Here is a 22,831-nt window from a genome sequence, read left to right on the forward strand (position 1 = left end):
CGTGGGTGCATCAGTTTTATTTACATTTCAAGAAGGCAATAGCTAAATATATTACGTAGATACAGTCAATTGGAGTAAGTGTTGACAGCTAGAGAAGAACAGTCAGATTAGTTTCTAATCATTCTTTAGGTAGAAGATCGAAGATTTTATATTATAGTTAAGAAATTATTCGTTAAAATTTTTAGTGAAAGTCTACTGCTTGATTTACCTCCGCAAATTACCCACTAGCTATTTGCTCTAGTTTTTAGTTGCAATCCGAACACTCAATTGTTAACTCACCCCATAAACAGACGTTTTTTTGTTAGTATTCAAAAAAACAGTTGTTGTTCAATTGTTGTTTGTGAATAATTGTAAAACAAAAGGGATCAAGCACCTGAGGTTTAATGTCTGATTATATCCAAGGAAATTTCCCGTTACAGTCCGTGTCTGAGAAGAATAGTCCACTCAAAAGCCTAGAAGCAGGCATGAAAGATTTGAGTGGGCAATTAGCTATAACTGTTGCTGAAGCAGCATCAGAGCGTAAAGCAGGGGATATTTTGGTACTAAGGGTAGCCGATGTATCTTATCTAGCAGATTATTTTGTGATGATGACGGGCTACTCTAAAGTACAAGTGAGGGCGATCGCACAAGCAATAGAAGGAAAAGTAGACACTGAGTGGCAACGTCGTCCCTTGCGGACTGAAGGTAAAGCTGAAGGGAGTTGGGTGTTACAAGACTACGGCGATGTGATTGTTCACATCATGATGCCTAAAGAGCGGGAGTTTTATAATTTAGAAGCGTTCTGGGTTCATGCAGAACGTATTACCATTCCAGAAGCTGATGAGGGTGGGGGTAAGCCTACATGATAAAATCTTCTGTCTCCAATTGCCCAGTTCCCACAGAGCAACAACCGCTTAATGAGTACGAAGAGTTAAAAACTTCCTGGCTGTTTCGTGATTGCACCTTAAATTGGCGAGAATATATCACAAACATAACTTGGATTTGGGGGTTTTCCTGGCTAGTGTCAGGGCCAGTAGCAGCCGCCAGCTTTCCTCTACAAAAATATACTGTTCATTTTGTCCTGTGTGGAGCAGCAGGGGCGAGTCTGGGCGTAATCTTAGTATTAGTACGAATGTATTTAGGCTGGCGTTATGTGCGCGATCGGCTCTACAGTACGACTGTATTTTATGAAGAGTCAGGCTGGTATGATGGTCAAACTTGGATTAAGCCGCAGGAAATTTTAACTCGCGATCGCTTGATTGTGACATACGAAATTAAGCCAATTCTCCAACGGTTACAATTTACCTTTGCTGGCTTGGCGGGAATGTACCTAATTGGTACTATAGTGTGGCATTTGTCGTAAACAGTCATTAGTCATTGGTGATTGGTCATTAATCAAAAACATAATGACAAAGGACAAATGACTAATGAAACATAATATAAAAGAGATAAATTTTAACCCATGACAATGGGAAAACGAACTCAAGCCACAGTACTGGAAGTCCGGCTACTGCGGGAAGGCATCATAGAATCGCGGCATATAGTCCAAGCTGTTGTATGCGATGATCGAGGACGGGTTTTATCTGTTGCAGGTAACGCTGAAACGGCCACGTTTGTCCGTTCAGCACTCAAACCATTCCAGGCACTAGCTGTCACTACTACAGGCACACTAGAACGCTACGATCTGAGCGATCGCGATTTAGCAATTATCGCAAGTTCTCATAAAGGAACAATAGAGCAAGTCAGACAGGTATTTAACATTCTTTGGCGTGCCGATGTTGATCCAACGGCTCTTCAATGCCCCATAGCTGAAGGTAAGCGGAGTCCTCTGGAGTATAATTGCTCTGGTAAACATGCCGGAATGTTAGCTGTTTGTCAGCAACGCCATTGGCCTTTAAATAACTACTTAGAACGTAAGCACCCAATACAGCAGTTAATTTTGGGCAAAATCGCAGAGTTGTTGCGAATGCCATCTGAGGAATTTATCAGCGCTCACGACGACTGTGGCGCACCAACCTATCTCATGCAACTCGGACAGATGGCATCTTTATATGCCTTACTAGCCTCTAGTAGTAATTTGGATATGGAGCGCGTCGTCCGTGCCATGACTCATCATCCAGCTTTAGTTGCAGGAGATGGGGAGTTTGATACGGAACTCATGCGTTTAGCTCCAGGAGAAGTAGTCAGTAAAGCTGGCGCTGAAGGCGTACAGTGCATAGGCAGGCTTGGTGAAGGTATGGGATTAGCAATTAAAGTCATAGATGGGGCAAAACGGGCAAAATATGCTGTAGCTATTCACTTACTACAACACATGGGTTGGATTAGTCCCAGTGCCGCAGAAACTCTCGCAGAAAAGTTTATGACTTTCGGAAAATACAAGCGTTTAGAAGTTGTTGGAGAATTATCGCTTTTATAGTTGTCAGACTCTAGACTTTGGGTTATACTAGAAAAGTCAAGAGCGACGCGGGATAGAGCAGCCTGGTAGCTCGTCGGGCTCATAACCCGAAGGTCAGTGGTTCAAATCCACTTCCCGCCACCAAATTGAAGAAAGAATAAGCAAGCCCCTGTAGTTAACTAAAGCTATGGGGGTTTGTTTTTATCAAAGCTTGAGAGCATCATAGGCGAGTTTAAAACTTTTTGCGATCGCCAACATGACTATTTAGTAAACAATCAGACAAAATTAAGTACACAAATTTTTGACTGTCTCCTATCTCCACCTATAAATTTAATTGTGTCCGACTACTTATTTGAGGTAGAGGGAGATATTCATATTCCATAATTAAGAGCGTTAATTACGAATTATGTAATCTTCCCGGTAGATGTATTCATAGGATATGGTAGCAAAATCCACCTTGTTAAGACTGAAAAAAGACAGCATAAACCTCTTTGTACACAATACCGCAATGCTTGGGGTTTAATCTTACAAGCAACAGTAAGGAAAAAAAATGTGTACCTCCGTCTGTTCAATTCAGTGAAGCAGGGTTTTGATCTATTCTGAAGAAGAAACCTTCCAAAAAGCTCGGAGAATAATGGTTGTGAAGTTAGAGCGACCAATTTTAGTGGGAGGATTAGGACTCTCCTTTTCCCTTTGGGTACTACAAAGTTGGCATCATTCAATAGTACAGCTAGGTGAATTTGGTCTATTGAGTATCTTAACGGTTGGTGGTGGCTTGTGGTTATGGCAGCAAAACCGTCCGAAAGCACCTTTAGAGCAACTAGATTGTACACCAGTGGATCGAGCAACAGCAGAAAACGCGATCGCCAAAACCGAACTAGTAATTAACCAACTGCAAAAAGAAGCAGAAAGTTATCCAACCATAGAACAGCTGAGAGAACAAATAGCTCAATTGCTGTTGGAATTAGATAGGCAAGAAATTAAATTGGTTGTTACTGGGGGAAAATCTGTAGGTAAAAGTACTCTTATTGAAGTTTTAGAGTCTAGCAGTTGGCAAAAAAAACAGCCAAAAGTCAAATTTCAAGAAACAGCACCTTTATTTAGAGAAGCCAGTGATAAGTCAGACGGATCTGTTTTAGCAGAAGTGAAAAAATCAGATGTTGTCCTGTTTCTGATTGGTGGTGACTTGACAGATACAGAATTTCAAACCGTACAACAGCTAAAAGCAGCAAATCAGACTACAATCCTGGTGTTTAACAAACAAGACCAGTATTTAGCAGATGAACGTGCTAGTGTATTGCTGTCATTACAACAACGGATGCAATGCAATGTCGTAGCCACGGCTGCATCCCCTATCCCCATCAAGGTGCGGAAACATGAAGTTGATGGTTCTGTACAAGAATGGATGGAACAACCAGCACCAGAAATTCAGCAACTGACGCAGCAATTAAATGAAGTTTTGGTGCAGCAAGGGCAAAAGCTGGTGTGGACAACTACCATGAGAAAAGCCCTGACGTTGAAAGCAGAAGCAAAAAACTGGCTGAATAAAACAAGATGCGATCGCGCTACTCCAATTATTGAACAATATCAATGGATAGCTGCGGCTACAGCCTTTGCTAACCCAGTACCAGCGCTAGATGTATTAGCAACTGCGGCAATTAACGCCCAGATGGTAATAGATTTAGGTAATATTTATCAGCAAAAATTTTCTCTAGAACAGGCGCAAACTGTAGCCGGTACAATGGGTGGTTTAATGCTAAAACTGGGTTTAGTAGAACTTTCTACAAAAGCCGTGAGCAGCGTTCTTAAAAGTAACGCCATCACCTTTGTTGCCGGTGGTTTAGTGCAGGGAGTGAGTGCAGCTTATCTCACTAGAGTGGCAGGTTTAAGTCTAGTTGAGTATTTTGCACAGCAAGAAATAGCTCTAGATTCGGGAAGTACTTTAAATCTCGATAAGTTACGCCAAACCTTGCAAAAAGTGTTTCAGCAAAATCAGCAAATGGCTTTTCTGCAAGGTTTTGTTAAACAGGGTATAAAGTATTTATTGCCACAGACACAGCAGGTTGAAATTGTTGCTGCTGAGAAGGTATCTGGTTAATTTTGCAATCGATAAATAAGGAGATAGTTATTATGTAACCATCTCCTTCTTATTTAAAAATGTAATTACTGGCTGTACTAAGAGCGCATCATGCTTTTGATGTGATCAAAGTACCTGAAGAAGGAAAATAAACTAATATTTATTTTTCTATCATCTATATAAAATTGAGGATGCTTAATTTTTTTATAAAAAAGATTATTTTAAACGATATTCAAATAAAGAATTTTTGACGTGTCTAAATTTTGTATTTACTTGGTAAATCTTATCACAATTACTGTTGCCATACTATTCAATTTGAGATAAGTTGCACTTAAAAAAGTATTAATTAATATCTAGGCGATCGCCTAGATGTTGCCAAAATATCCACCATTAGATAGTTGCGGCTGATGATATCCAGATTGAGAAAATGGGCAACCTAATTATATGTATGTAGGTTAAACTTCTCAGAATTCCAGAGTCGGCAAATTATGAAATATTTTGGTATTTTGCGTTCGTCAAAGTTACCTTTGCGTCTAATTCTCATTGTCCCCTTTGTTATCCAAATCTTTGCCGCAGTGAGTCTGGTAGGATATCTATCATTTAGGAATGGGCAAAAGGCAGTCAATGACCTCGCAGATCAGTTGACTAATAAGGTGAATGAACTTGTAGAACAGCACCTTGATACATACCTAGCAACTCCTGATCAGGTTAATAAAATTAATTTAGCTGCAATTAATCTAGGAATATTAAATCTACAAGACTATCAGCTTACAGGGCGCTATTTCTGGCAACAAATGCGAGTATTTAATATTGGCTATATTAGCTTTGCTAATCCTAAAGGCGAATTTATCGGTGTTGAACGTTTAGACGATGGTCAGCTTTTAATTAATGAAGTTACTGAGAAAAGTGGCATCAATAAACTCTCTGTTTATACTACAGATAATCAAGGAAATCGTCATCGATTGACAGCAATTAAAGATTATGATCCTCGTGTAGAAGCTTGGTATGCAGATGCAGTCAAAATGGGTAGACCTGTCTGGAGTCAAATTTATCAATGGGAAGATAAACCAGAAATATTTTCTATATCTTCTAGCTATCCGCTTTATGATGACTCGACTAAAATTGTTGGTGTAATTAGTGTGGATTTATTGTTAACTCAAATTAGTGAATTTTTAACAAATTTAAAATTTGGTAGACATGGTAAAGTATTTCTTTTAGAAAAGTCTGGATTAATAGTAGCTTCTTCGACGAGTGAGCCACCATACAATGTTATTTATGGTAAAGCTTATAGACTATCAGTTTTTAATAGTAAAAGTCTCTTAATTAAGAATATAGCTGATTATTTACAACAAAATTTGGGCAGCTTTCAAAAAATTCAAGATAGCCAAAGATTTATTTTACAACTTCAAGGTGAGCGACAATTTGTTAAAGTTACACCTTGGCAAGACAAATCAGGATTAGACTGGCTAGTGATTGTGATTGTTCCAGAAACTGATTTTATGGCAGAAATTAATGCCAATAATCAGACGACTATTTTGCTTTGTTTATGTGCGTTGATTGTAGCAACATTACTAGGAATATACACTTCCCGTTGGATTACCCAACCTATTTTACATTTGACGCAAGCTAGTAGCGCGATCGCCTCTGGTAATCTTAACCAAGCAGTAGAAATTTCCGGGGTTAAAGAACTGAGTATTCTTGCCCAATCATTTAATAAAATGGCAGGACAGTTAGGAGATTTTTTTGCAACTTTAGAAAAAAACAACCAAGAACTAGAAAAGCGTGTTGAATTAAGAACTACAGAATTAAAAACGGCAAAAGAACTAGCTGATGCGGCTAACCAAGCAAAAAGCGAATTTCTAGCCAATATGAGTCATGAACTCCGCACACCTCTTAATGGTATTCTTGGCTATGCACAACTTCTGCAACGTGATATAAAAGCCACTCCTGAACAACAAAATGGCATTAAAGTTATTTATAATTGTGGCACTCATTTATTAATGTTAATTAATGATGTTTTAGATATTGCTAAAATTGAATCTAACAAGCTAGAGCTATATCCTAAAACATTTAATTTTCATGACTTTTTACTAGGTGTGTATGATATATGCCTAATTAAAGCAGAACAGAAAAATATTGCTTTTAGTTATCAGATAAGCAAATACATACCAAATATTATTCATGTTGATGAAAAACATTTACGCCAAGTTTTATTAAATCTTTTAATTAATGCTATTAAATTTACAGATTATGGAGAAGTCAAGTTCATCATAGAACTAATTAATCATGATTCGATTGCAATAGCTAATCATCAATATGAACAAGCAATTACTTATAAAATTAGATTTAAAATTGAAGATACAGGGATCGGAATATCTCCAGACCAATTACAAAAGATTTTTCTGCCTTTTGAACAAGTAGGAGATAGCTCTCGTAAAGCAGAAGGGACAGGCTTAGGTCTGGCTATAAGTTGTCAAATTGTAGAAATGATGGGGGGTAAAATTCAAGTAGAAAGTAAGTACGGTCAAGGTAGTAAATTTTGGTTTGATATAGATTTACCAAAAGTTACAGATTGTGTAACATCCAAGGCTACGTATCTTGACAAAGGAAGCGATCGCATCATTAGATACAAAGGAAATCAAAAAACTATTTTGGTTGTAGATGATGAGTTGGATAATCGCGCTGTGATTGCAAATTTACTAAAATCACTTGGATTTCGCGTAATTGAAGCACTCAATGGCCGAGAAGGTATCAGTAAGGCACAAGAGTATAAACCAGATTTAATTATTACTGACTTAGAAATGCCCATAATGGATGGAGTGCAAATGACACAAAATTTACGCAGCCAAGCAGAATTTACAGAAACAGTAATTATTGCTTCGTCTGCTAGTGTATTTAAATTAAACCGCCAACAAAGTTTAGCAGCAGGCTGTAATGATTTTCTACCCAAACCTGTACAATCTGAGGAATTATTTTCTAAACTAAAGCTTTACTTAAAATTAGATTGGATTTATGCAAATAGCCATCAATCTCATGAAGTTTTACCAGATGCTACTGAGGATATAATAATTCCTCCCGCAACAGAAATAGCTCTTTTATATCAAGCAGCTAAATCTGGTTATATTATGGGTATTCAAGAAGAAATAGACCGGATTCAAAAGCTAGATAGCAAATATGTAAAATTTACTAATACAATTTTAAAATTAATAGAAGAATTTGAAGATGAAGCTATTGTAGAAATGCTCAAGCCGTATTTAGGTTAAAAGTTAAATGATAATTGTTTATTAAATATTTTTCAATGAATAATATTACTAGCAACTCAATTTTAGTTGTTGATGATGTGCCAATTAACATCAAAATTTTATTGGAAATATTAACTCAAGCAGGCTATAGAGTGTCTGTTGCTAAAAATGGGAAAAGCGCCTTAGAAAAAGCAGAAGAGGCAATACCTAATTTAATTTTATTAGATGTAATGATGCCTGGTATGGATGGCTTTGAAACTTGTCGTTGTTTGAAGGCAAACCCGAACACAAAAGACATTCCAATCATATTTATGACAGCACTTTCTGAGCCAGTTAATAAAGTCAAGGGTTTACAACTGGGAGCGGTAGACTATATTACTAAACCAATTGAGCATCAAGAGGTATTAGCCAGAATTAATGTCCATCTAGAACTGCGGAGGACTCAATTAAAGTTAGCGCAGGAAGAAAAAATGTCATCTTTAGGGCAATTGGTTGCGGGTATTGCTCATGAAATTAACAATCCAGTTAATTTTATCTCTGGTAACTTGATTCATGCTGAAAAGTATATTGAAGATTTATTGCAATTACTCCAATTATATGAAACTCATACAAAAGTTACGATTCCAGAAATTAAAATTTTCTCAACCAAAATAGAAGTAGATTTTCTCAAGCAAGACCTACCACAACTTTTATCTTCAATGAGAAAGGGGTCTGAGCGTATTGAACAAATTGTGCGATCGCTCCGCCTATTTTCCAGATTGGATGACATTGAATGTCAGCTAATTGACTTGCATGAAAGTATTGATAGTACTTTGGTAATTTTAAGCAGTCGGATTAAAGCTACATCGACACGCCCGACTATTAATATTATTAAGAAATATGGTGATTTACCTTTGATAGAATGCTATGCAGGAAAAATTAATCAAGTTTTAATGAATCTTTTAGCCAATGCAATCGATGCTATTGATGAGGCGATAGAAAAGCTGGAATCTATTACTAGTGAACAACTTCCAATAATTTGGATTAGCACAACAGTAACAAGTGATGAAAAGTCTGTGTTGATTGAGATCGCTGATAATGGTATTGGCATCTCTCAGGATGTGCAACAAAGAATATTTGAAAAATTTTTTACTACTAAACCTTTAGGTAAAGGTACTGGTTTAGGGTTAGCGATCACTAGAGAAATCATAGTGGAAAAACACGGAGGAACTTTGGACGTAAATGCTTCACCAGGACAGGGTGCTAAATTTGCGATCGCCATTCCCATTCGACAAGGAATTTATTAATATCTATCTAATTTAAAAATCACTTATTCTTTTAGTCTTGTTGGAAATTTTTAGCAAAGACAGAGTTTGTTAGCAAAAATTTTACACCAATAGTAACAGATGCTCCTAGTTTGGGAAAAATGAATAATAGGGGGTAGTGGACACAGACTTTCTCTCTATATTAATTTGTTCACTGTATATTTACTTAATTATTATCAAAACTCTTCCAGAGTTTTTGTAGTTTAAACCTCTGTCAATTAATCAATTACTGTTTTAATATCTAAAGCCAAAACAATAGAGATGTTGAATTCACAAGAAAATAGTTTAATTTTAGTAGTAGATGATACTATCACCAATCTGGAAATTATTTCTGACGCACTAACTGATGCTGGATTTTTTGTAGCTACAGCTAGGAATGGTGAAAAAGCACTTCAAAAAATTCAAGATAAATTGCCTGATTTAATTTTACTGGATGTGATGATGCCAGTTATTGATGGATTTGAAACTTGTAAAAAATTAAAGATAAATCCGATAACTCAAGATATACCAGTAATTTTTATGACTGGCATTTCTGATACAGAAACTAAGGTAAAAGGTCTAAATTTAGGAGCAGTTGATTACATTACTAAACCATTTCAAAAAGAAGAAGTATTAGCCAGAATTAAAACGCATCTACAATTGCGTTATTTAACAAAAAGTTTAGAACAAAGAGTTACAGAGAGAACGGCAGAGCTTTCCCAAGCTTTAAAAGACTTACAAGCATATCAACTTCAACTAATTCAGAAAGAAAAAATGTCAGCGTTAGGTCAATTAGTAACAGGAATTGCTCACGAAATTAATAATCCCGTTAGCTGTATTCATGGTAACCTTGCTCACGCTGCCAATTATTTTCATAATTTAATCAAAATAATTGACCTTTATCAGCAAAACTATCCTGTACCTGTACCAGCTATTCAACAAGAAATTGCTGAAACAGACTTAGAGTATATGCGCGCTGACCTACCTAACTTAATTACTTCGATGAAAGAAGGCGTTCAGCGCATTCGTAATATCAGTACTAGTCTACGGAACTTTTCTCGTTCTGATAAAGATCGTAAAGTCTTCTGCAATATTCATAATGGCATCGACAGTACAATTATGATTCTCAAGCACCGCTTAAAAGCTTCTAAAGTCCGTCCGGAAATTGAAGTTATGAGAAATTATGGTCATTTACCTTCCATAACCTGCTTCAGCGGTCAATTGAATCAAGTATTTATGAATATTTTAGCTAATGCAATCGATGCTTTAGAAGAGTCGAATCTAGGACGTAGCTATAGTGAAATTGAAAAGAATCCTAATCAAATTTTGATTGAAACTTTCCTCAGTGAAGACAAAAACAATGCTTTGATTCGGATTAAAGATAATGGAGTGGGAATGACTGCTGATATCCAGGAGAAAATCTTCGAGCAATTATTTACCACTAAGCCAGTCGGACGAGGTACAGGTTTAGGCTTATCAATTGCCTATCAAATTATTGTTGAGAAGCATAAAGGTAAATTAGATGTATATTCTGTACTAGGAAAGGGTTCAGAATTTATGATTACTATTCCAATTCATTAGTCTTCTATTAATATTCAACGGCGTTCAAATAGGAAATTGCGATCGCTGGTATTTCTGCCGATTGTGTAAGAATAGCAATATCACAAATTTGTCAAGAATTAATGTGCCTCAGATAATACCCCTAATGGGGTGATCTGGGCTCATTTTTTAAGAAGATAAATATTGTCCAATTTCTGGTTGTTGACGACGTAGAGCAGTCATTGCTTGCTGCTGGATTTGACGAACACGTTCTCGACTGACATTTAGCTGCTGGCCAATTTGGGCCAAACTTCGTTCTTGATTATCCAACAGTCCAAAGCGTAAGATTAATACTTCGCGTTGCACAGGTTTGAGTGATGCTAACAAATCACTTAAATCTTGGCGCAGCATTTCTTGGGTTATTTGTTCATTCGGCGAAATACCTTCATCGCGTAGAAGTTCACTTAGTTCTGTATCCTGGTTATCTCCCACCTTTAAATCTAAAGAAATTGTTCCACTAGCAACACTTAGATACTCTCGAATCTGGCTTGGTTCTAAGTCCAATTTCTGACCGATTTCTGCAACAGTGGCACGACGACCCAGCGTTTGAAACAATTCTCGCTGTACCTTCTTAATTTGATTCAGTTTCTCGTTAACATGAATTGGTAACCTGACCGTGCGGGATTTTTCTGCGATCGCTCTGGTGATCGCTTGAGTTATCCACCAGTAAGCGTAAGTTGATAACTTATAGCCTCGGTTGGGGTCAAACTTTTCTATACCTCTTTGTAAACCTATCGCTCCTTCTTGAAGCAAATCCAAGAACTCCAGGTTACGACGCTGATATTTTTTAGCAATCGAAACCACCAATCGCAGGTTTGCTGTCACCATCTTTTGCTTGGCTCGTTTCCCTTGCTGAAATATTTGAGTTACTTCAGTTTCGCTTTTGTTTACAAAATTTGCTAATTCTGCTGGCGTTGCTTGGCGATGCAATTGTTGACTAAGCTGTTTTTTATGCTCCTCAATGGCAATCATTTGTTGTACAAGCCTTGCATAAGTTATTTCTTGGTCAGATGTTAATAAAGGGAACTGACCAATTTCTTGCAAATAAACGCGAACTGTGTCGGAACTTAGGCTAGACATACAACTCTTAAACTTTTCGATAATCAGACGAACCTAAAAGTATAAATCAAATAGCCTTGGAAAAAATATCAACTTGAGATTACAACTGCTGAACGCAACTCTACCCAGATCAACAGCGATCGCTCATTTGTGATTGGGCAAGGTACTTAACAACCTAGATGACCAATTTTAGCGATACACTAGGAAAAATTATTTGAGAAAACCTTAATGGCCAAATCAAATGGAGTTAAAAATGAAACAACACTACAGGAGTTACCTGTGGTTTTAGACACTGAAGATACCAAAAAAGCCCAAGATTTGCCTGAACCAATTGAGAATGCCCAAGATATTGATGAAATCCTCAACTCTCTTAAGGCTTTACTTAGTAGTGTAGAAAAGCTGCAAAAAATTCGCCAGGAAGTCGGTGATATCAAACCCCTAGTCGAACGAATACTGGATGGGGAGTTAGTTGCTGGAGAGGAGCTTGAGCAACTTAAAACGGGGATGAGCAGTCTTCTTCGTCTGGTTCGTGCTTACAGCGATCATCAAGCAGCACTGACTAAAGCACAACCCGCAAGAAACCTGCTAGACGAAATTCTGAAATAGCCTCAAGCTAACTGAGATTGATGAAAGAGGGTTAATCAAAAAAATGGGCGATCGCATCCATAGCTGAGAGTAGCGATCGCCCAAACTTGAATACAAAAAGTTACACAGCCTGAGGACTGACAGAGAATGTGGCTGTTAGAGGCTTCCAACGGAAAGCGCGATCGCCACCTCTTTCAACCACTACTTTTACTCTTGGTTCCAAACTAGGCAGTTCTGCTAAAAACTCCACTTCTTGGTCAGAAAGAATATGCCCTTCAATAATCCACAACACCAAACCTTTCGATTTTGGTGGTAGCTGTTCTAGCTGATAGTTAACAATTGGGGGCAAATAGTAGACATTACCTACAGCAGCACCGCTACTAGTACTTTTCTTCCCCAAATGAGGTGGTCTAACTCCATGAACTCCCGTGAGATAGGCCGCTACATCGCCCAATCCCCTAGCAGTCATATGCAAAGTAATATAGCCAGATGCCCGCAGTCGGCGGCGATAGCGACCTTCAAAACCTCCTTCTAACGGGACATAGACACCGAGAGCGCCCAATTTTTCCAAATCTCGGATTAAAGCGTTGCCAGTGGTAATGAGTGCCATAGATTTTCGTTTATCCTATCCCACTTACATATCTCTATTATTTACTGTTAAGTAAAATATTTAAGGTACAGTAAGATAGCAACTAGTCCAAATCTTTCGGAAACACTAAACTGACAACACCAGTCGCTTCAGGAAGTTTCTAGCCAGGATATAGACATAATCTTTGCAAGCAAAGCATTGTCAAAAATTCTTGGAAAAATGCTCGACAAATAACACACATCTCATTTATAATGCGAGATTGTGACCAAGCGGGAAAGTTAAGTTTTTCTCTGTCATTTAAATTTGGAATAACATCTACAACTGATTAAAAATATCAGGGGATGATTTAAACCAAGTTGCCAAGAGACTGCTAAACTAGAAAAGCCTTAAAGTTCAGTAAGAAACTTGTGGCTCATTAATCAAGCTCAAATCTAGGTTTCATTTTGCAGCCCGGATAAGCTAAACAAAATCTTGAACAGTAGTTGAAGGTTTTCCGTAAACGTAGAAACTAAGCAGTAATACTAGAAATGTAGTATTACAGAATTCTTAGTCAAAGGATACTGAGTGGCAACTGACTGCTTAAGTCCTACTACAACGAGGCTGCCGCTCCCAAGGCTACCCTCAAACAGTGCCTAAGCAACTGCTTGGACGAGAGCATTGCTGCACAAAGTGCAAAGCTTCAGAGCATTGCCCTAAAGTCAAAAGTTTATAATCCCCATTGGGAAGAAACTCGTGGCTGTTTTAGTAACCAACTGAATTAAAGTAAACGGATTCACCAAAAAGTAAGGGAACGGGTTCTGTTTTCCGGATAAGAGAAAGCAGCATTAGCCGCTGGAAATTGCTGAGGATCGTCCTCCCTCAGTCGGAAAATCACCGAGAGTCCCGATGAATCTGCTCAGTAAATAAAAAGGAGAACCAGTTACTGTGTCTGTAGGTATTCTCGGCACCAAGCTGGGCATGACCCAAATATTTGACGAAGCAGGAGTATCAATTCCTGTCACAGTTATACAAGCAGGTCCATGCACTGTTACGCAAGTTAAAACAAAACAGACTGACGGCTACACAGCAGTTCAGGTTGGTTATGGCGAAGTCAAACCAAAAGCCTTAAATAAGCCACTACTAGGACACCTAGCCAAATCATCTGCCCCACCTTTACGTCACCTCAGTGAGTATCGCACAGATAATTCTAGCGAATATACATTAGGTCAAGAAATTAAGGCAGATATCTTTAGTGCTGGTCAAATTGTAGATGTCATGGGTACTAGTATCGGTCGGGGTTTTGCAGGCAACCAAAAGCGGAATAACTTTGGTCGCGGGCCGATGTCCCACGGTTCTAAAAACCACAGAGCGCCCGGTTCCATTGGTGCTGGTACAACCCCAGGTCGTGTGTATCCAGGAAAAAGAATGGCAGGGCGTTTGGGGGGAACCCGCGTCACCATTAGCAAATTGAAAGTTGTGCGCGTTGACGCAGAACGTAACTTGTTACTCATCAAAGGAGCAATTCCTGGTAAACCAGGTGCTTTAGTGAGTATTGTACCTGCAAAAAAAGTTGGTAAATAATTAAAAGTCAATAGTAACTAGTAGCTGAACTATGGACTATTGACTATGGACTAATGACAAAGCGCAAAGTCTGAGCGCCGGTTTCCGGCGATCAGAACTTTGTAAGAGAGGAGAAAAAAATGGTTGAGACTGTAGTTAAAAATTGGCAAGGAGAAGAAGTCGGACAAAAAACGTTCGACTTGCGGGTTGCCAAAGAAGAAACAGCGGCTCATATTGTACACCGAGCCTTGGTAAGACAAACAACCAATGCTCGTCAAGGAACCGCTAGTACAAAAACTCGTGCTGAAGTCAGAGGTGGTGGCCGCAAACCTTGGCGGCAAAAAGGTACTGGCCGCGCTCGTGCTGGTTCTATTCGTTCGCCATTATGGCGTGGTGGTGGCGTGATATTTGGGCCAAAACCCAGAGACTACGACCTAAAAATGAACCGTAAAGAACGGCGGTTAGCATTGCGAACAGTCTTCGTAAGTCGTGCTGACGACTTAATTGTGGTAGAGGAATTCACTAACGAACTCTCTCGTCCCAAAACCAAAGATTTAGTTGCAGCTTTGACACGTTGGGGAGCAAATTCAGAACAAAAGACCCTATTAATTTTGTCTGACATTGCCAACACCATTTATCTGTCAGGACGCAACGTAGAAAATTTAAAAATTATTGCAGCTGATCAGCTAAATGTTTATGACTTGCTGCACGCAGACAAGGTTGTAGTCACAGCATCAGCATTAGAAAAAATTCAGGAGGTCTACAGTGCCTAAGTTTGACCCCCGTGATTTGCCTGACTTAGTGCGTCGCCCCATTGTTACCGAAAAAGCGACGATTTTGATGGAACAGAATCAATACACATTTGAAGTAGTACCAAAAGCCACCAAGCCAGACATCAAAGCAGCTATTGAAGACCTGTTCCAAGTCAAGGTTGTCAAAATTAATACTGCCATGCAGCCACGGAAAAAACGTCGCGTTGGCAAATTCATTGGTTACAAACCCCAATACAAGCGAGCTATTGTTACTGTCGCACCTGGGGACGAACAAAAGATTAGACAGATTCTATTCCCAGAGGTCTAAAACAAGATGGGTACTCGTTCTTATCGCCCCTATACCCCAAGCACTCGTCAAGTTACTATATCCGACTTTGCGGAAATCACTAAAACTGAGCCAGAAAAGTCCCTTACGGTTTATAAACACCGTGCCAAAGGTCGGAATAATCAAGGGCGGATAACCAGCCGTCGTCGGGGTGGCGGACATAAACAACTTTATCGAATTATCGATTTTAAAAGGGATAAGCGAAATATCCCGGCTACAGTAGCAGCGATCGAATACGATCCTAACCGTAACGCTCGCATTGCTTTACTGCAATATCAAGATGGTGAAAAACGCTATATCCTCCAACCCAACGGTTTAACTGTTGGTAAAACTTTAATTGCGGGGCCTGAATCTCCTATTGAAGATGGCAATGCCTTGCCTTTGGCAAACATTCCTTTGGGTACAAGCGTTCATAACGTAGAACTAACGGCTGGCAAAGGTGGTCAAATTGTCCGGGCTGCTGGTGCTACGGCCCAAGTAGTTGCTAAAGAAGGCAATTACGTGACTCTCAAGTTACCTTCTGGAGAAGTTCGGATGGTGCGGCGTGAATGCTACGCCACCATTGGACAAGTGGGTAACACTGACGCAAGAAACCTGAGTGCAGGTAAAGCCGGACGCAATCGCTGGAAAGGTCGCCGTCCGAAGGTCAGAGGTAGCGTCATGAACCCAGTTGATCACCCACATGGTGGTGGTGAAGGTAGAGCGCCCATTGGTAGATCCGGCCCAGTAACACCTTGGGGTAAGCCAACATTGGGAGCCAAGACACGCAAGCCGAAGAAACCAAGTAGTAAGTTGATTGTACGTCGTCGTCGTAAATCTTCTAAGCGCGGTCGTGGTGGTCGTCAATCTTAGAATTTTAGATTTTAAATTTGGGATTTTAGATTAACAAATTATCAAAAGTCCAAAATTTATGAATCCAAAAAATGCTTATAGACTTGCTAACGCGGCACTATCACAAATCCTAAATCCTAAATTTAACTATGGGTCGTTCTCTAAAAAAAGGTCCTTTCGTTGCCGATCATTTACTCAGCAAAATAGAAAAGCTGAACGATAGAAACGAAAAACAAGTTATTAAAACTTGGTCAAGAGCCTCGACAATTCTGCCCCAAATGGTAGGACATACCATAGCTGTTCATAATGGACGACAACACGTTCCTGTTTTTATCAGCGATCAAATGGTAGGGCATAAGTTGGGAGAATTTGCCCCAACACGCACCTACAGGGGTCATGGAAAAAGTGACAAAAAAGCGGGTAGGTAGTTATTAGTCATAAGTCATTAGTCATTAATTAAAGACAATGGCAAATGATAAATGACAAATGACAAAAATGGAGAAAATCATGGCAACTGATACTAAAGAAGTAAAAGCGATCGCCCGTTATATACGCATGTCTCCCTTTAAAGTGCGTCGCGTACTCGACCAAATTAGGGGGCGGTCTTATAGAGAAGCGCTAATTATCCTGGAATTCATGCCCTATCGTGCTTGTGAACCAGTACTAAAACTTCTCAGAAGCGCAGCAGCAAATGCTGAACATAATGCAGGTCTAGACCGCGCTCAACTGGTGATTACCCAAGCGTTTGCTGACCAAGGCCCAGTCCTGAAACGTTTCCAACCTAGAGCGCAAGGTCGAGCTTACCAAATTCGTAAGCCTACATGTCACATCACAGTAGCTGTTGCTGTCGGCGACACTGTGTAATAACTACCAGACACTTTAGAGGAAGCATTTGTGGGACAAAAGATTCATCCAGTTGGCTTTCGCCTGGGTATTACCCAAGAACACCAATCCCGTTGGTTTGCAGATCCTGACCGTTACCCAGAACTTCTACAAGAAGATTACAAACTTCGTAAGTACATAGAACAAAAGCTGGGTAGACTTGCTCAAAATAACGCCGGTATTTCCGAAGTCAGAATTGAGCGTAAAGCAGACCAAATTGATCTAGAAGTACGTACAGCCCGCCCAGGTGTAGTTGTCGGTCGTGGTGGACAAGGTATCGAATCCTTACGCACCGGGCTACAAGAAGTGTTGGGTAGTAATCGCCAAATTCGGATCAACGTTGTGGAAGTACAACGAGTTGATGCTGATGCTTATTTAATTTCGGAATATATTGCTCAACAATTAGAACGGCGCGTTTCCTTCCGTCGTGTAGTCCGGCAAGCAATTCAACGGGCGCAACGCGCAGGTATTCAAGGAATTAAAATTCAAGTCAGCGGTCGGCTCAACGGTGCAGAAATCGCTCGGACAGAATGGACGCGCGAAGGTAGAGTACCTCTACATACCCTACGGGCTGATATTGACTACGCTTACTGCACAGCCAAAACTGTTTACGGTATTTTGGGCATCAAAGTTTGGGTATTTAAGGGAGAGATTATTCCTGGACAGGAAGAAGCTCAACCCCAACCAGCAACACGTGAACGTGAACCTCGTCGCCGTCAACAACAGCGCCGTCGCCAGCAGTTTGAAGACCGTTCAAATGAAGGGTAAATCATGTTAAGTCCTAGAAGAACTAAATTCCGCAAACAACAGCGCGGGCGGATGGCAGGCCTAGCCCATCGGGGTAGTACCCTCAACTTTGGTGATTTCGCTCTCCAAGCACAAGAACCAGCTTGGATTACCTCTCGGCAAATTGAGGCTTCCCGTCGGGCGATGACTCGCTATATTCGTCGGGGCGGCAAAATCTGGATTCGGATTTTTCCCGACAAACCCGTCACCATGCGTCCAGCAGAAACCCGGATGGGTTCTGGTAAAGGTAATCCAGAATTTTGGGTGGCCGTAGTCAAGCCAGGACGGATTTTATTTGAAATCGCTGGTGTGACTGAAGAAATCGCCCGTGAAGCTATGCGCCTAGCAGCATACAAACTGCCAATTAAAACCAAGTTTATTGTGCGCCCTCAAGTCGAAGAGGCGCAGGAGTAGATTATGCCGCTTCCCAAGATTTCAGAAGCTAGAGAGTTAACTGACGAGAAACTGGCTGAGGAAATTATCGCTACTAAAAGACAACTGTTTCAGTTGCGCTTGCAAAAAGCTACTAGACAACTCGAAAAACCCCACCAGTTCCGCCATGCTCGACATCGCCTTGCTCAACTAATGACAGTAGAGGGAGAGCGTAAACGAGCAGCAAATCAACCGCCTAAGGAAGAAAAATAAGAGATTATGGCAATCAAAGAACGAGTTGGCTTGGTAGTGAGCGACAAAATGCAAAAAACGGTGGTAGTAGCCATCGAAAACCGCGCTCCCCATCCCAAGTACGGCAAGATTGTAGTTAAAACCCAGCGCTATAAAGTTCACGATGAAGAAAATAAATGCAAAGTGGGCGATCGTGTGCGGATTCAAGAAACTAGACCTCTGAGCAAAACCAAGCGCTGGCAAGTCACAGAGATCCTCAACACTAAAAACTCATAGTTGTTATTCAAGTAACAACTGCTCAAGGGAGACCAATTGTGATTCAACCTCAAACTTACTTGAATGTGGCAGATAACAGCGGCGCTCGCAAACTGATGTGTATCCGTGTCTTAGGTGCGGGTAATAGACGTTATGGTTTTGTGGGGGACAAGATTATCGCTGTTGTCAAAGATGCCATTCCTAACATGGCTGTCAAAAAATCAGATGTTGTGGAAGCTGTGATTGTTCGCACCCGCCATAATATTAATCGTGATAGTGGTATGACCATTCGGTTTGATGATAACGCCGCTGTAATTATTAACAAAGATGGTAACCCCAGAGGCACACGGGTATTTGGCCCAGTAGCACGGGAACTACGCGACAAAAGTTTCACTAAGATTGTTTCTCTGGCTCCGGAGGTGCTGTAATGGCAAGCCAAAAGGAAAAAGAATTTCATAAAATGCACGTCAAAACTGGTGACACAGTGCAAATAATTGCTGGCAAAGACAAAGGCAAAGTTGGTGAAGTGATTCAAGCGCTACCTCAACTGAGCAAAGTCATTGTTAAAGGTGTCAACATTAAGACTAAGCACGTTAAACCCCAGCAAGAAGGGGAATCAGGACGGATTGTGAACAAAGAATACCCAATCCATAGTTCCAACGTGATGATCTATTCCACCAAGCAAAATGTCGCTAGTCGTATTTGCTACACCTTCACACCAGAAGGCAAGAAGGTAAGAAAACTTAAAAAAACTGGCGAGATTATTGATTAAGGATGAAGCTAAAAGTTTGAAGTATAAATAATACTTATTGTATCTTCATCCTTCATAATCTTCCCTGACCAAGACCAGGGATATCAAGACAAAAAACTATGGCGACAACAAGACTCAAAAGCTTATATCAAGAGACAATCGTCCCCAAACTAACCAATCAGTTTCAATATACCAACGTTCATCAAGTACCGAAGTTGGTAAAGGTTACTGTTAACCGAGGTTTGGGAGAAGCAGCGCAAAATGCTAAATCCCTAGAAGCTTCTATCAACGAAATTGCAGTAATTACTGGTCAAAAACCCGTAGTCACAAGAGCGAAGAAAGCGATCGCTGGCTTCAAAATTCGTCAGGGTATGCCTGTAGGGATTATGGTAACTCTCAGAGGCGAGAGAATGTATGCCTTTCTAGACCGCCTGATCAGCTTGACACTGCCCAGAATTCGTGATTTTCGGGGTATTAGTCCTAAAAGCTTTGATGGTCGTGGTAACTATACTCTAGGCGTAAGAGAACAGCTAATATTTCCAGAAATCGAATACGATAGCATCGATCAAGTTCGTGGTCTGGATATATCAATCATTACTACAGCAAAAAATGACGAAGAGGGACGCGCTTTACTAAAAGAATTAGGAATGCCCTTTCGCGATCAATAAGTTCATCTAAAGAGGGAACGATGGCGGCTAACGACACAATTGCAGATATGCTGACGCGCATCCGCAATGCCAATATGGCAAGGCATCAAACTACACAAGTGCCAACTACTAAAATGACCCGTAGTATTGCTAAAGTACTACAAGAAGAAGGATTTATTTCTGAATTTGCAGAAACAGGAGAAGGCGTAAAACGTCATTTGGTGATTTCCTTAAAATATAAGGGTAAAAATCGTCAGCCTCTAATTACTGCCTTAAAACGCGTGAGTAAACCAGGTTTACGCGTTTACTCCAATAGAAAAGAATTACCTAGAGTACTAGGTGGCATCGGTATAGCCATTATTTCTACATCTAGTGGCATCATGACCGACCGTGAAGCACGCCGTCAGAACTTGGGTGGTGAAGTGCTTTGCTACGTTTGGTAGTCATTTGTCATTAGTCATTAGTCATGAGTCGTTAAACTGGCAACTGACAAAAGACAAATCACAAAAGACAAATCACAAAGGAAAAAAGATCATGTCTCGTATCGGTAGAAGACCAATTACTGTTCCCGCTAAAGTGCAAGTCACTATCGATGGCACAAAGGTTGTGGTAAAAGGCCCTAAAGGTGAACTTTCACGGGATCTGCCTGTTAACGTTGCAGTTTCCCAAGAAGGAGAAACTTTGCAAGTAGTCCGTAAGGATGATTCCCGTACCTCCCGCCAATTGCACGGTTTAAGCCGGACTTTGGTTGCCAACATGGTAGAGGGAGTTTCCCAAGGTTTTCAACGGCGCTTGGAAATTCAAGGGGTTGGTTATCGCGCCCAAGTACAAGGTCGTAACCTAGTTTTAAACATGGGTTTCAGCCATCAAGTCCAAATTGAGCCACCAGATGGAATTCAGTTTGCAGTAGAAAATAACACTAACGTTATAGTCAGTGGCTATGACAAAGAAATAGTAGGTAATACAGCTGCTAAAATTCGCGCCGTCCGACCACCAGAACCTTACAAAGGTAAAGGTATTCGCTATGCTGGCGAAGTGGTAAGACGGAAAGCTGGTAAGACTGGTAAGAGTGGTAAGAAATAAACATGAAACTTACTCGTAGAGAATCAAAACAGCGTCGCCATCGCCGCGTCCGTGGCAAGGTTCACGGGTCTCCAGAACGTCCACGACTCGCCATATTTCGCTCTAACGAGCATATTTACGCACAAGTAATTGATGATACTGAGCATCAAACTTTAGCAGCCGCATCAACTTTAGACACAGAGTTAAAATCGGGTTTAAGTTCTGGAGCTAACTGCGAAGCATCAGCACAAGTTGGTAAATTAATCGCAGTGCGATCGCTAGAAAAAGGCATTACTAAAGTAGTCTTTGATCGCGGTGGCAACCTATATCACGGTCGAATCAAAGCACTAGCTGAAGCAGCACGCGAAGCTGGTTTAGATTTTTAAATTGGTCAAAAGTCCATAGTCCATAGTCAAAAGTAATGACTATTGGCTCTTGACTCTTGACTGTTGACTCTTGACTTTTAAAGGCATTGATTATGGCAACAGGTCGTCGTAAAACTAACCGCGCAAAAAAAGAAGAAACCAACTGGCAAGAGCGGGTCATTCAAATCCGACGCGTGAGCAAGGTCGTTAAGGGTGGTAAAAAACTCAGCTTCCGAGCGATTGTCGTCGTCGGTAACGAACGAGGTCAAGTTGGTGTGGGAGTGGGTAAAGCCTCAGATGTAATCGGTGCCGTTAAAAAAGGTGTAGCCGATGGCAAAAAGCACCTAATTGATATCCCCATTACTAAATCTAATTCCATCCCCCATCCTATTGATGGCATTGGTGGTGGTGCTAAGGTGATCATGCGCCCAGCCGCACCTGGTACTGGTGTAATTGCTGGTGGTGCTGTTCGGACTGTTCTGGAGTTGGCAGGAGTACGTAACGTCTTAGCTAAACAACTTGGATCTAACAATCCACTCAATAATGCTCGAGCCGCAGTTAATGCTTTATCTACACTGCGTACCTTGGCTGAAGTCGCCGAAGATAGAGGCATTGCTATTGAAAAACTCTACATTTAGTAGAGATGTACTTACAGAGTTTTTGTAAAAAAATACTAATAACATCATGAGACTAAACGATGTTAAGCCTCAAAAAGGCTCGAAAAAGCGCCGTCGCCGTGTAGGTAGGGGTATTTCTGCTGGTCAAGGTGCCAGTGCAGGCCTCGGTATGCGGGGTCAAAAATCTCGCTCTGGTAGCAGTACCAGACCAGGTTTTGAAGGTGGTCAACAGCCACTGTACCGTCGTGTACCCAAGCTGAAAGGCTTTCCACTTGTGAATCGCAAGATTTACACTACGATTAATGTAGAGAAGTTAGGCATACTCCCTGCCAATACAGAAGTAACATTGGATTCTTTAAAAAACGCAGGTATTGTAACTGCTGTCAAGGGTCCATTGAAAATTTTAGGTAATGGGGAATTGAGTATTCCACTCAATGTGAAAGCAGCAGCTTTCACAGGCCAAGCTCGGAGCAAAATTGAGGCAGCTGGAGGAAGTTGTGAAGTTTTAGGGTGAAGCCAACCGCGCACTTAAATAACGGCTAACTCGCTTCCAGTGCCTGGTTCAC

The 22,831-nt window shown here is 40.5% G+C and carries 28 protein-coding genes and 1 tRNA gene; 27 read left to right on the forward strand and 2 right to left on the reverse strand.

Annotation, left to right across the window (positions count from 1 at the left end; genetic code table 11):
- The first annotated feature begins 383 nt into the window (after positions 1–383).
- The 8 genes from rsfS (at position 384) to IQ259_RS00870 (ending at position 10,557) form a co-directional block, all read left to right on the forward strand.
- Positions 384–845 carry a ribosome silencing factor gene (rsfS, locus tag IQ259_RS00835; protein WP_193879401.1) on the forward strand — a complete coding sequence of 154 codons (462 nt, stop codon included), beginning with the start codon at positions 384–386 and terminating at the stop codon, positions 843–845.
- Entirely contained in the window at positions 842–1,342 is a 501-nt protein-coding gene (locus tag IQ259_RS00840; protein WP_193879404.1) for a CGLD27 family protein, read from the forward strand. The genes rsfS and IQ259_RS00840 overlap by 4 nt, the downstream gene beginning before the upstream one ends.
- Positions 1,343–1,441: 99 nt before the next feature.
- Positions 1,442–2,395 carry an asparaginase gene (locus tag IQ259_RS00845; RefSeq protein ID WP_193879407.1) on the forward strand — a complete coding sequence of 318 codons (954 nt, stop codon included), beginning with the start codon at positions 1,442–1,444 and terminating at the stop codon, positions 2,393–2,395.
- A gap of 46 nt (positions 2,396–2,441) precedes the next feature.
- A tRNA-Met gene (locus IQ259_RS00850) sits at positions 2,442–2,518 on the forward strand.
- Between the two features lie 490 nt (positions 2,519–3,008).
- Positions 3,009–4,472 carry a YcjF family protein gene (locus IQ259_RS00855; RefSeq protein ID WP_193879409.1) on the forward strand — a complete coding sequence of 488 codons (1,464 nt, stop codon included), beginning with the start codon at positions 3,009–3,011 and terminating at the stop codon, positions 4,470–4,472.
- Positions 4,473–4,939: 467 nt separating this feature from the next.
- A complete protein-coding gene (locus tag IQ259_RS00860) occupies positions 4,940–7,714 on the forward strand; it encodes a hybrid sensor histidine kinase/response regulator (protein ID WP_193879411.1) in 2,775 nt (924 codons plus the stop codon).
- 35 nt (positions 7,715–7,749) lie between these two features.
- Complete coding sequence (locus IQ259_RS00865; RefSeq protein ID WP_193879415.1) at positions 7,750–8,979, forward strand: response regulator; 1,230 nt, start codon at positions 7,750–7,752, stop codon at positions 8,977–8,979.
- A 279-nt stretch (positions 8,980–9,258) separates the two neighbouring features.
- Positions 9,259–10,557 carry a response regulator gene (locus IQ259_RS00870; RefSeq protein ID WP_193879418.1) on the forward strand — a complete coding sequence of 433 codons (1,299 nt, stop codon included), beginning with the start codon at positions 9,259–9,261 and terminating at the stop codon, positions 10,555–10,557.
- Between the two features lie 147 nt (positions 10,558–10,704).
- Here IQ259_RS00870 and IQ259_RS00875 read toward each other — a convergent pair whose 3' ends face one another.
- Positions 10,705–11,655, reverse strand: coding sequence for an RpoD/SigA family RNA polymerase sigma factor (locus tag IQ259_RS00875; RefSeq protein ID WP_193879421.1), 951 nt, complete (start codon positions 11,653–11,655; stop codon positions 10,705–10,707).
- 207 nt (positions 11,656–11,862) lie between these two features.
- Between IQ259_RS00875 and IQ259_RS00880 the strand changes: the two genes are divergently transcribed.
- On the forward strand, positions 11,863–12,240 hold the full coding sequence (locus IQ259_RS00880; RefSeq protein WP_193879424.1) for a hypothetical protein: 378 nt from the start codon (positions 11,863–11,865) through the stop codon (positions 12,238–12,240).
- Positions 12,241–12,340: 100 nt separating this feature from the next.
- Here IQ259_RS00880 and IQ259_RS00885 read toward each other — a convergent pair whose 3' ends face one another.
- Positions 12,341–12,829, reverse strand: coding sequence for an NAD(P)H-quinone oxidoreductase subunit N (locus tag IQ259_RS00885; RefSeq protein ID WP_193879427.1), 489 nt, complete (start codon positions 12,827–12,829; stop codon positions 12,341–12,343).
- A gap of 903 nt (positions 12,830–13,732) precedes the next feature.
- Between IQ259_RS00885 and rplC the strand changes: the two genes are divergently transcribed.
- The 18 genes from rplC to rplO all read left to right on the forward strand — a co-directional run bounded on the left by rplC (position 13,733) and on the right by rplO (position 22,779).
- Complete coding sequence (gene rplC / locus IQ259_RS00890) at positions 13,733–14,368, forward strand: 50S ribosomal protein L3 (protein ID WP_193879430.1); 636 nt, start codon at positions 13,733–13,735, stop codon at positions 14,366–14,368.
- Positions 14,369–14,487: 119 nt separating this feature from the next.
- Positions 14,488–15,120: a 50S ribosomal protein L4 gene (gene rplD, locus IQ259_RS00895; protein WP_193879433.1), complete on the forward strand. Its 633-nt coding sequence runs from the start codon at positions 14,488–14,490 to the stop codon at positions 15,118–15,120.
- Positions 15,113–15,427, forward strand: coding sequence for a 50S ribosomal protein L23 (locus IQ259_RS00900; protein WP_193879436.1), 315 nt, complete (start codon positions 15,113–15,115; stop codon positions 15,425–15,427). The genes rplD and IQ259_RS00900 overlap by 8 nt, the downstream gene beginning before the upstream one ends.
- Before the next feature lie 6 nt (positions 15,428–15,433).
- Positions 15,434–16,297, forward strand: coding sequence for a 50S ribosomal protein L2 (gene rplB, locus IQ259_RS00905; protein WP_193879439.1), 864 nt, complete (start codon positions 15,434–15,436; stop codon positions 16,295–16,297).
- Positions 16,298–16,425: 128 nt separating this feature from the next.
- Positions 16,426–16,704 (forward strand): 30S ribosomal protein S19, encoded by a 279-nt coding sequence (gene rpsS, locus IQ259_RS00910; protein ID WP_015113427.1) that lies wholly within the window; start codon positions 16,426–16,428, stop codon positions 16,702–16,704.
- Between the two features lie 79 nt (positions 16,705–16,783).
- Positions 16,784–17,140, forward strand: a complete 357-nt coding sequence (gene rplV / locus IQ259_RS00915; RefSeq protein WP_193879441.1) for a 50S ribosomal protein L22 — start codon at positions 16,784–16,786, stop codon at positions 17,138–17,140.
- A gap of 30 nt (positions 17,141–17,170) precedes the next feature.
- Positions 17,171–17,926: a 30S ribosomal protein S3 gene (rpsC, locus tag IQ259_RS00920; RefSeq protein ID WP_193879444.1), complete on the forward strand. Its 756-nt coding sequence runs from the start codon at positions 17,171–17,173 to the stop codon at positions 17,924–17,926.
- Between the two features lie 3 nt (positions 17,927–17,929).
- Positions 17,930–18,358 (forward strand): 50S ribosomal protein L16, encoded by a 429-nt coding sequence (gene rplP / locus IQ259_RS00925; RefSeq protein WP_193879447.1) that lies wholly within the window; start codon positions 17,930–17,932, stop codon positions 18,356–18,358.
- 3 nt (positions 18,359–18,361) lie between these two features.
- On the forward strand, positions 18,362–18,589 hold the full coding sequence (rpmC, locus tag IQ259_RS00930) for a 50S ribosomal protein L29 (RefSeq protein WP_193879450.1): 228 nt from the start codon (positions 18,362–18,364) through the stop codon (positions 18,587–18,589).
- 6 nt (positions 18,590–18,595) lie between these two features.
- Positions 18,596–18,844 carry a 30S ribosomal protein S17 gene (gene rpsQ / locus IQ259_RS00935; RefSeq protein ID WP_193879453.1) on the forward strand — a complete coding sequence of 83 codons (249 nt, stop codon included), beginning with the start codon at positions 18,596–18,598 and terminating at the stop codon, positions 18,842–18,844.
- 38 nt (positions 18,845–18,882) lie between these two features.
- Positions 18,883–19,251 (forward strand): 50S ribosomal protein L14, encoded by a 369-nt coding sequence (rplN, locus tag IQ259_RS00940; RefSeq protein ID WP_193879456.1) that lies wholly within the window; start codon positions 18,883–18,885, stop codon positions 19,249–19,251.
- Positions 19,251–19,595, forward strand: coding sequence for a 50S ribosomal protein L24 (gene rplX / locus IQ259_RS00945; RefSeq protein ID WP_193879459.1), 345 nt, complete (start codon positions 19,251–19,253; stop codon positions 19,593–19,595). The genes rplN and rplX overlap by 1 nt, the downstream gene beginning before the upstream one ends.
- 98 nt (positions 19,596–19,693) lie before the next feature.
- Entirely contained in the window at positions 19,694–20,242 is a 549-nt protein-coding gene (gene rplE, locus IQ259_RS00950; RefSeq protein WP_193879462.1) for a 50S ribosomal protein L5, read from the forward strand.
- Positions 20,243–20,262: 20 nt separating this feature from the next.
- Entirely contained in the window at positions 20,263–20,664 is a 402-nt protein-coding gene (gene rpsH / locus IQ259_RS00955; RefSeq protein WP_193879464.1) for a 30S ribosomal protein S8, read from the forward strand.
- A gap of 91 nt (positions 20,665–20,755) precedes the next feature.
- Complete coding sequence (gene rplF, locus IQ259_RS00960; protein ID WP_193879467.1) at positions 20,756–21,304, forward strand: 50S ribosomal protein L6; 549 nt, start codon at positions 20,756–20,758, stop codon at positions 21,302–21,304.
- A gap of 2 nt (positions 21,305–21,306) precedes the next feature.
- Positions 21,307–21,669, forward strand: a complete 363-nt coding sequence (gene rplR / locus IQ259_RS00965) for a 50S ribosomal protein L18 (RefSeq protein ID WP_193879470.1) — start codon at positions 21,307–21,309, stop codon at positions 21,667–21,669.
- A gap of 92 nt (positions 21,670–21,761) precedes the next feature.
- Complete coding sequence (gene rpsE / locus IQ259_RS00970) at positions 21,762–22,286, forward strand: 30S ribosomal protein S5 (RefSeq protein WP_193879474.1); 525 nt, start codon at positions 21,762–21,764, stop codon at positions 22,284–22,286.
- A gap of 46 nt (positions 22,287–22,332) precedes the next feature.
- A complete protein-coding gene (gene rplO / locus IQ259_RS00975) occupies positions 22,333–22,779 on the forward strand; it encodes a 50S ribosomal protein L15 (protein ID WP_193879477.1) in 447 nt (148 codons plus the stop codon).
- Positions 22,780–22,831: the final 52 nt, after the last annotated feature.

The sequence above is a fragment of the Fortiea sp. LEGE XX443 genome (assembly GCF_015206815.1).
Taxonomy (GTDB): domain Bacteria; phylum Cyanobacteriota; class Cyanobacteriia; order Cyanobacteriales; family Nostocaceae; genus Nostoc_B.

Bases quoted from the DNA above. Each gene is read 5' to 3' on its own strand.
- rsfS (WP_193879401.1), top strand. From the start codon at position 384: ATGTCTGATTATATCCAAGGAAATTTCCCGTTACAGTCCGTGTCTGAG.
- IQ259_RS00840 (WP_193879404.1), top strand. From the start codon at position 842: ATGATAAAATCTTCTGTCTCCAATTGCCCAGTTCCCACAGAGCAACAA.
- IQ259_RS00845 (WP_193879407.1), top strand. From the start codon at position 1,442: ATGACAATGGGAAAACGAACTCAAGCCACAGTACTGGAAGTCCGGCTA.
- IQ259_RS00855 (WP_193879409.1), top strand. From the start codon at position 3,009: ATGGTTGTGAAGTTAGAGCGACCAATTTTAGTGGGAGGATTAGGACTC.
- IQ259_RS00860 (WP_193879411.1), top strand. From the start codon at position 4,940: ATGAAATATTTTGGTATTTTGCGTTCGTCAAAGTTACCTTTGCGTCTA.
- IQ259_RS00865 (WP_193879415.1), top strand. From the start codon at position 7,750: ATGAATAATATTACTAGCAACTCAATTTTAGTTGTTGATGATGTGCCA.
- IQ259_RS00870 (WP_193879418.1), top strand. From the start codon at position 9,259: ATGTTGAATTCACAAGAAAATAGTTTAATTTTAGTAGTAGATGATACT.
- IQ259_RS00875 (WP_193879421.1), bottom strand. From the start codon at position 11,655: ATGTCTAGCCTAAGTTCCGACACAGTTCGCGTTTATTTGCAAGAAATT.
- IQ259_RS00880 (WP_193879424.1), top strand. From the start codon at position 11,863: ATGGCCAAATCAAATGGAGTTAAAAATGAAACAACACTACAGGAGTTA.
- IQ259_RS00885 (WP_193879427.1), bottom strand. From the start codon at position 12,829: ATGGCACTCATTACCACTGGCAACGCTTTAATCCGAGATTTGGAAAAA.
- rplD (WP_193879433.1), top strand. From the start codon at position 14,488: ATGGTTGAGACTGTAGTTAAAAATTGGCAAGGAGAAGAAGTCGGACAA.
- rplB (WP_193879439.1), top strand. From the start codon at position 15,434: ATGGGTACTCGTTCTTATCGCCCCTATACCCCAAGCACTCGTCAAGTT.
- rpsS (WP_015113427.1), top strand. From the start codon at position 16,426: ATGGGTCGTTCTCTAAAAAAAGGTCCTTTCGTTGCCGATCATTTACTC.
- rplV (WP_193879441.1), top strand. From the start codon at position 16,784: ATGGCAACTGATACTAAAGAAGTAAAAGCGATCGCCCGTTATATACGC.
- rplP (WP_193879447.1), top strand. From the start codon at position 17,930: ATGTTAAGTCCTAGAAGAACTAAATTCCGCAAACAACAGCGCGGGCGG.
- rpmC (WP_193879450.1), top strand. From the start codon at position 18,362: ATGCCGCTTCCCAAGATTTCAGAAGCTAGAGAGTTAACTGACGAGAAA.
- rpsQ (WP_193879453.1), top strand. From the start codon at position 18,596: ATGGCAATCAAAGAACGAGTTGGCTTGGTAGTGAGCGACAAAATGCAA.
- rplX (WP_193879459.1), top strand. From the start codon at position 19,251: ATGGCAAGCCAAAAGGAAAAAGAATTTCATAAAATGCACGTCAAAACT.
- rplE (WP_193879462.1), top strand. From the start codon at position 19,694: ATGGCGACAACAAGACTCAAAAGCTTATATCAAGAGACAATCGTCCCC.
- rpsH (WP_193879464.1), top strand. From the start codon at position 20,263: ATGGCGGCTAACGACACAATTGCAGATATGCTGACGCGCATCCGCAAT.
- rplF (WP_193879467.1), top strand. From the start codon at position 20,756: ATGTCTCGTATCGGTAGAAGACCAATTACTGTTCCCGCTAAAGTGCAA.
- rplR (WP_193879470.1), top strand. From the start codon at position 21,307: ATGAAACTTACTCGTAGAGAATCAAAACAGCGTCGCCATCGCCGCGTC.
- rpsE (WP_193879474.1), top strand. From the start codon at position 21,762: ATGGCAACAGGTCGTCGTAAAACTAACCGCGCAAAAAAAGAAGAAACC.
- rplO (WP_193879477.1), top strand. From the start codon at position 22,333: ATGAGACTAAACGATGTTAAGCCTCAAAAAGGCTCGAAAAAGCGCCGT.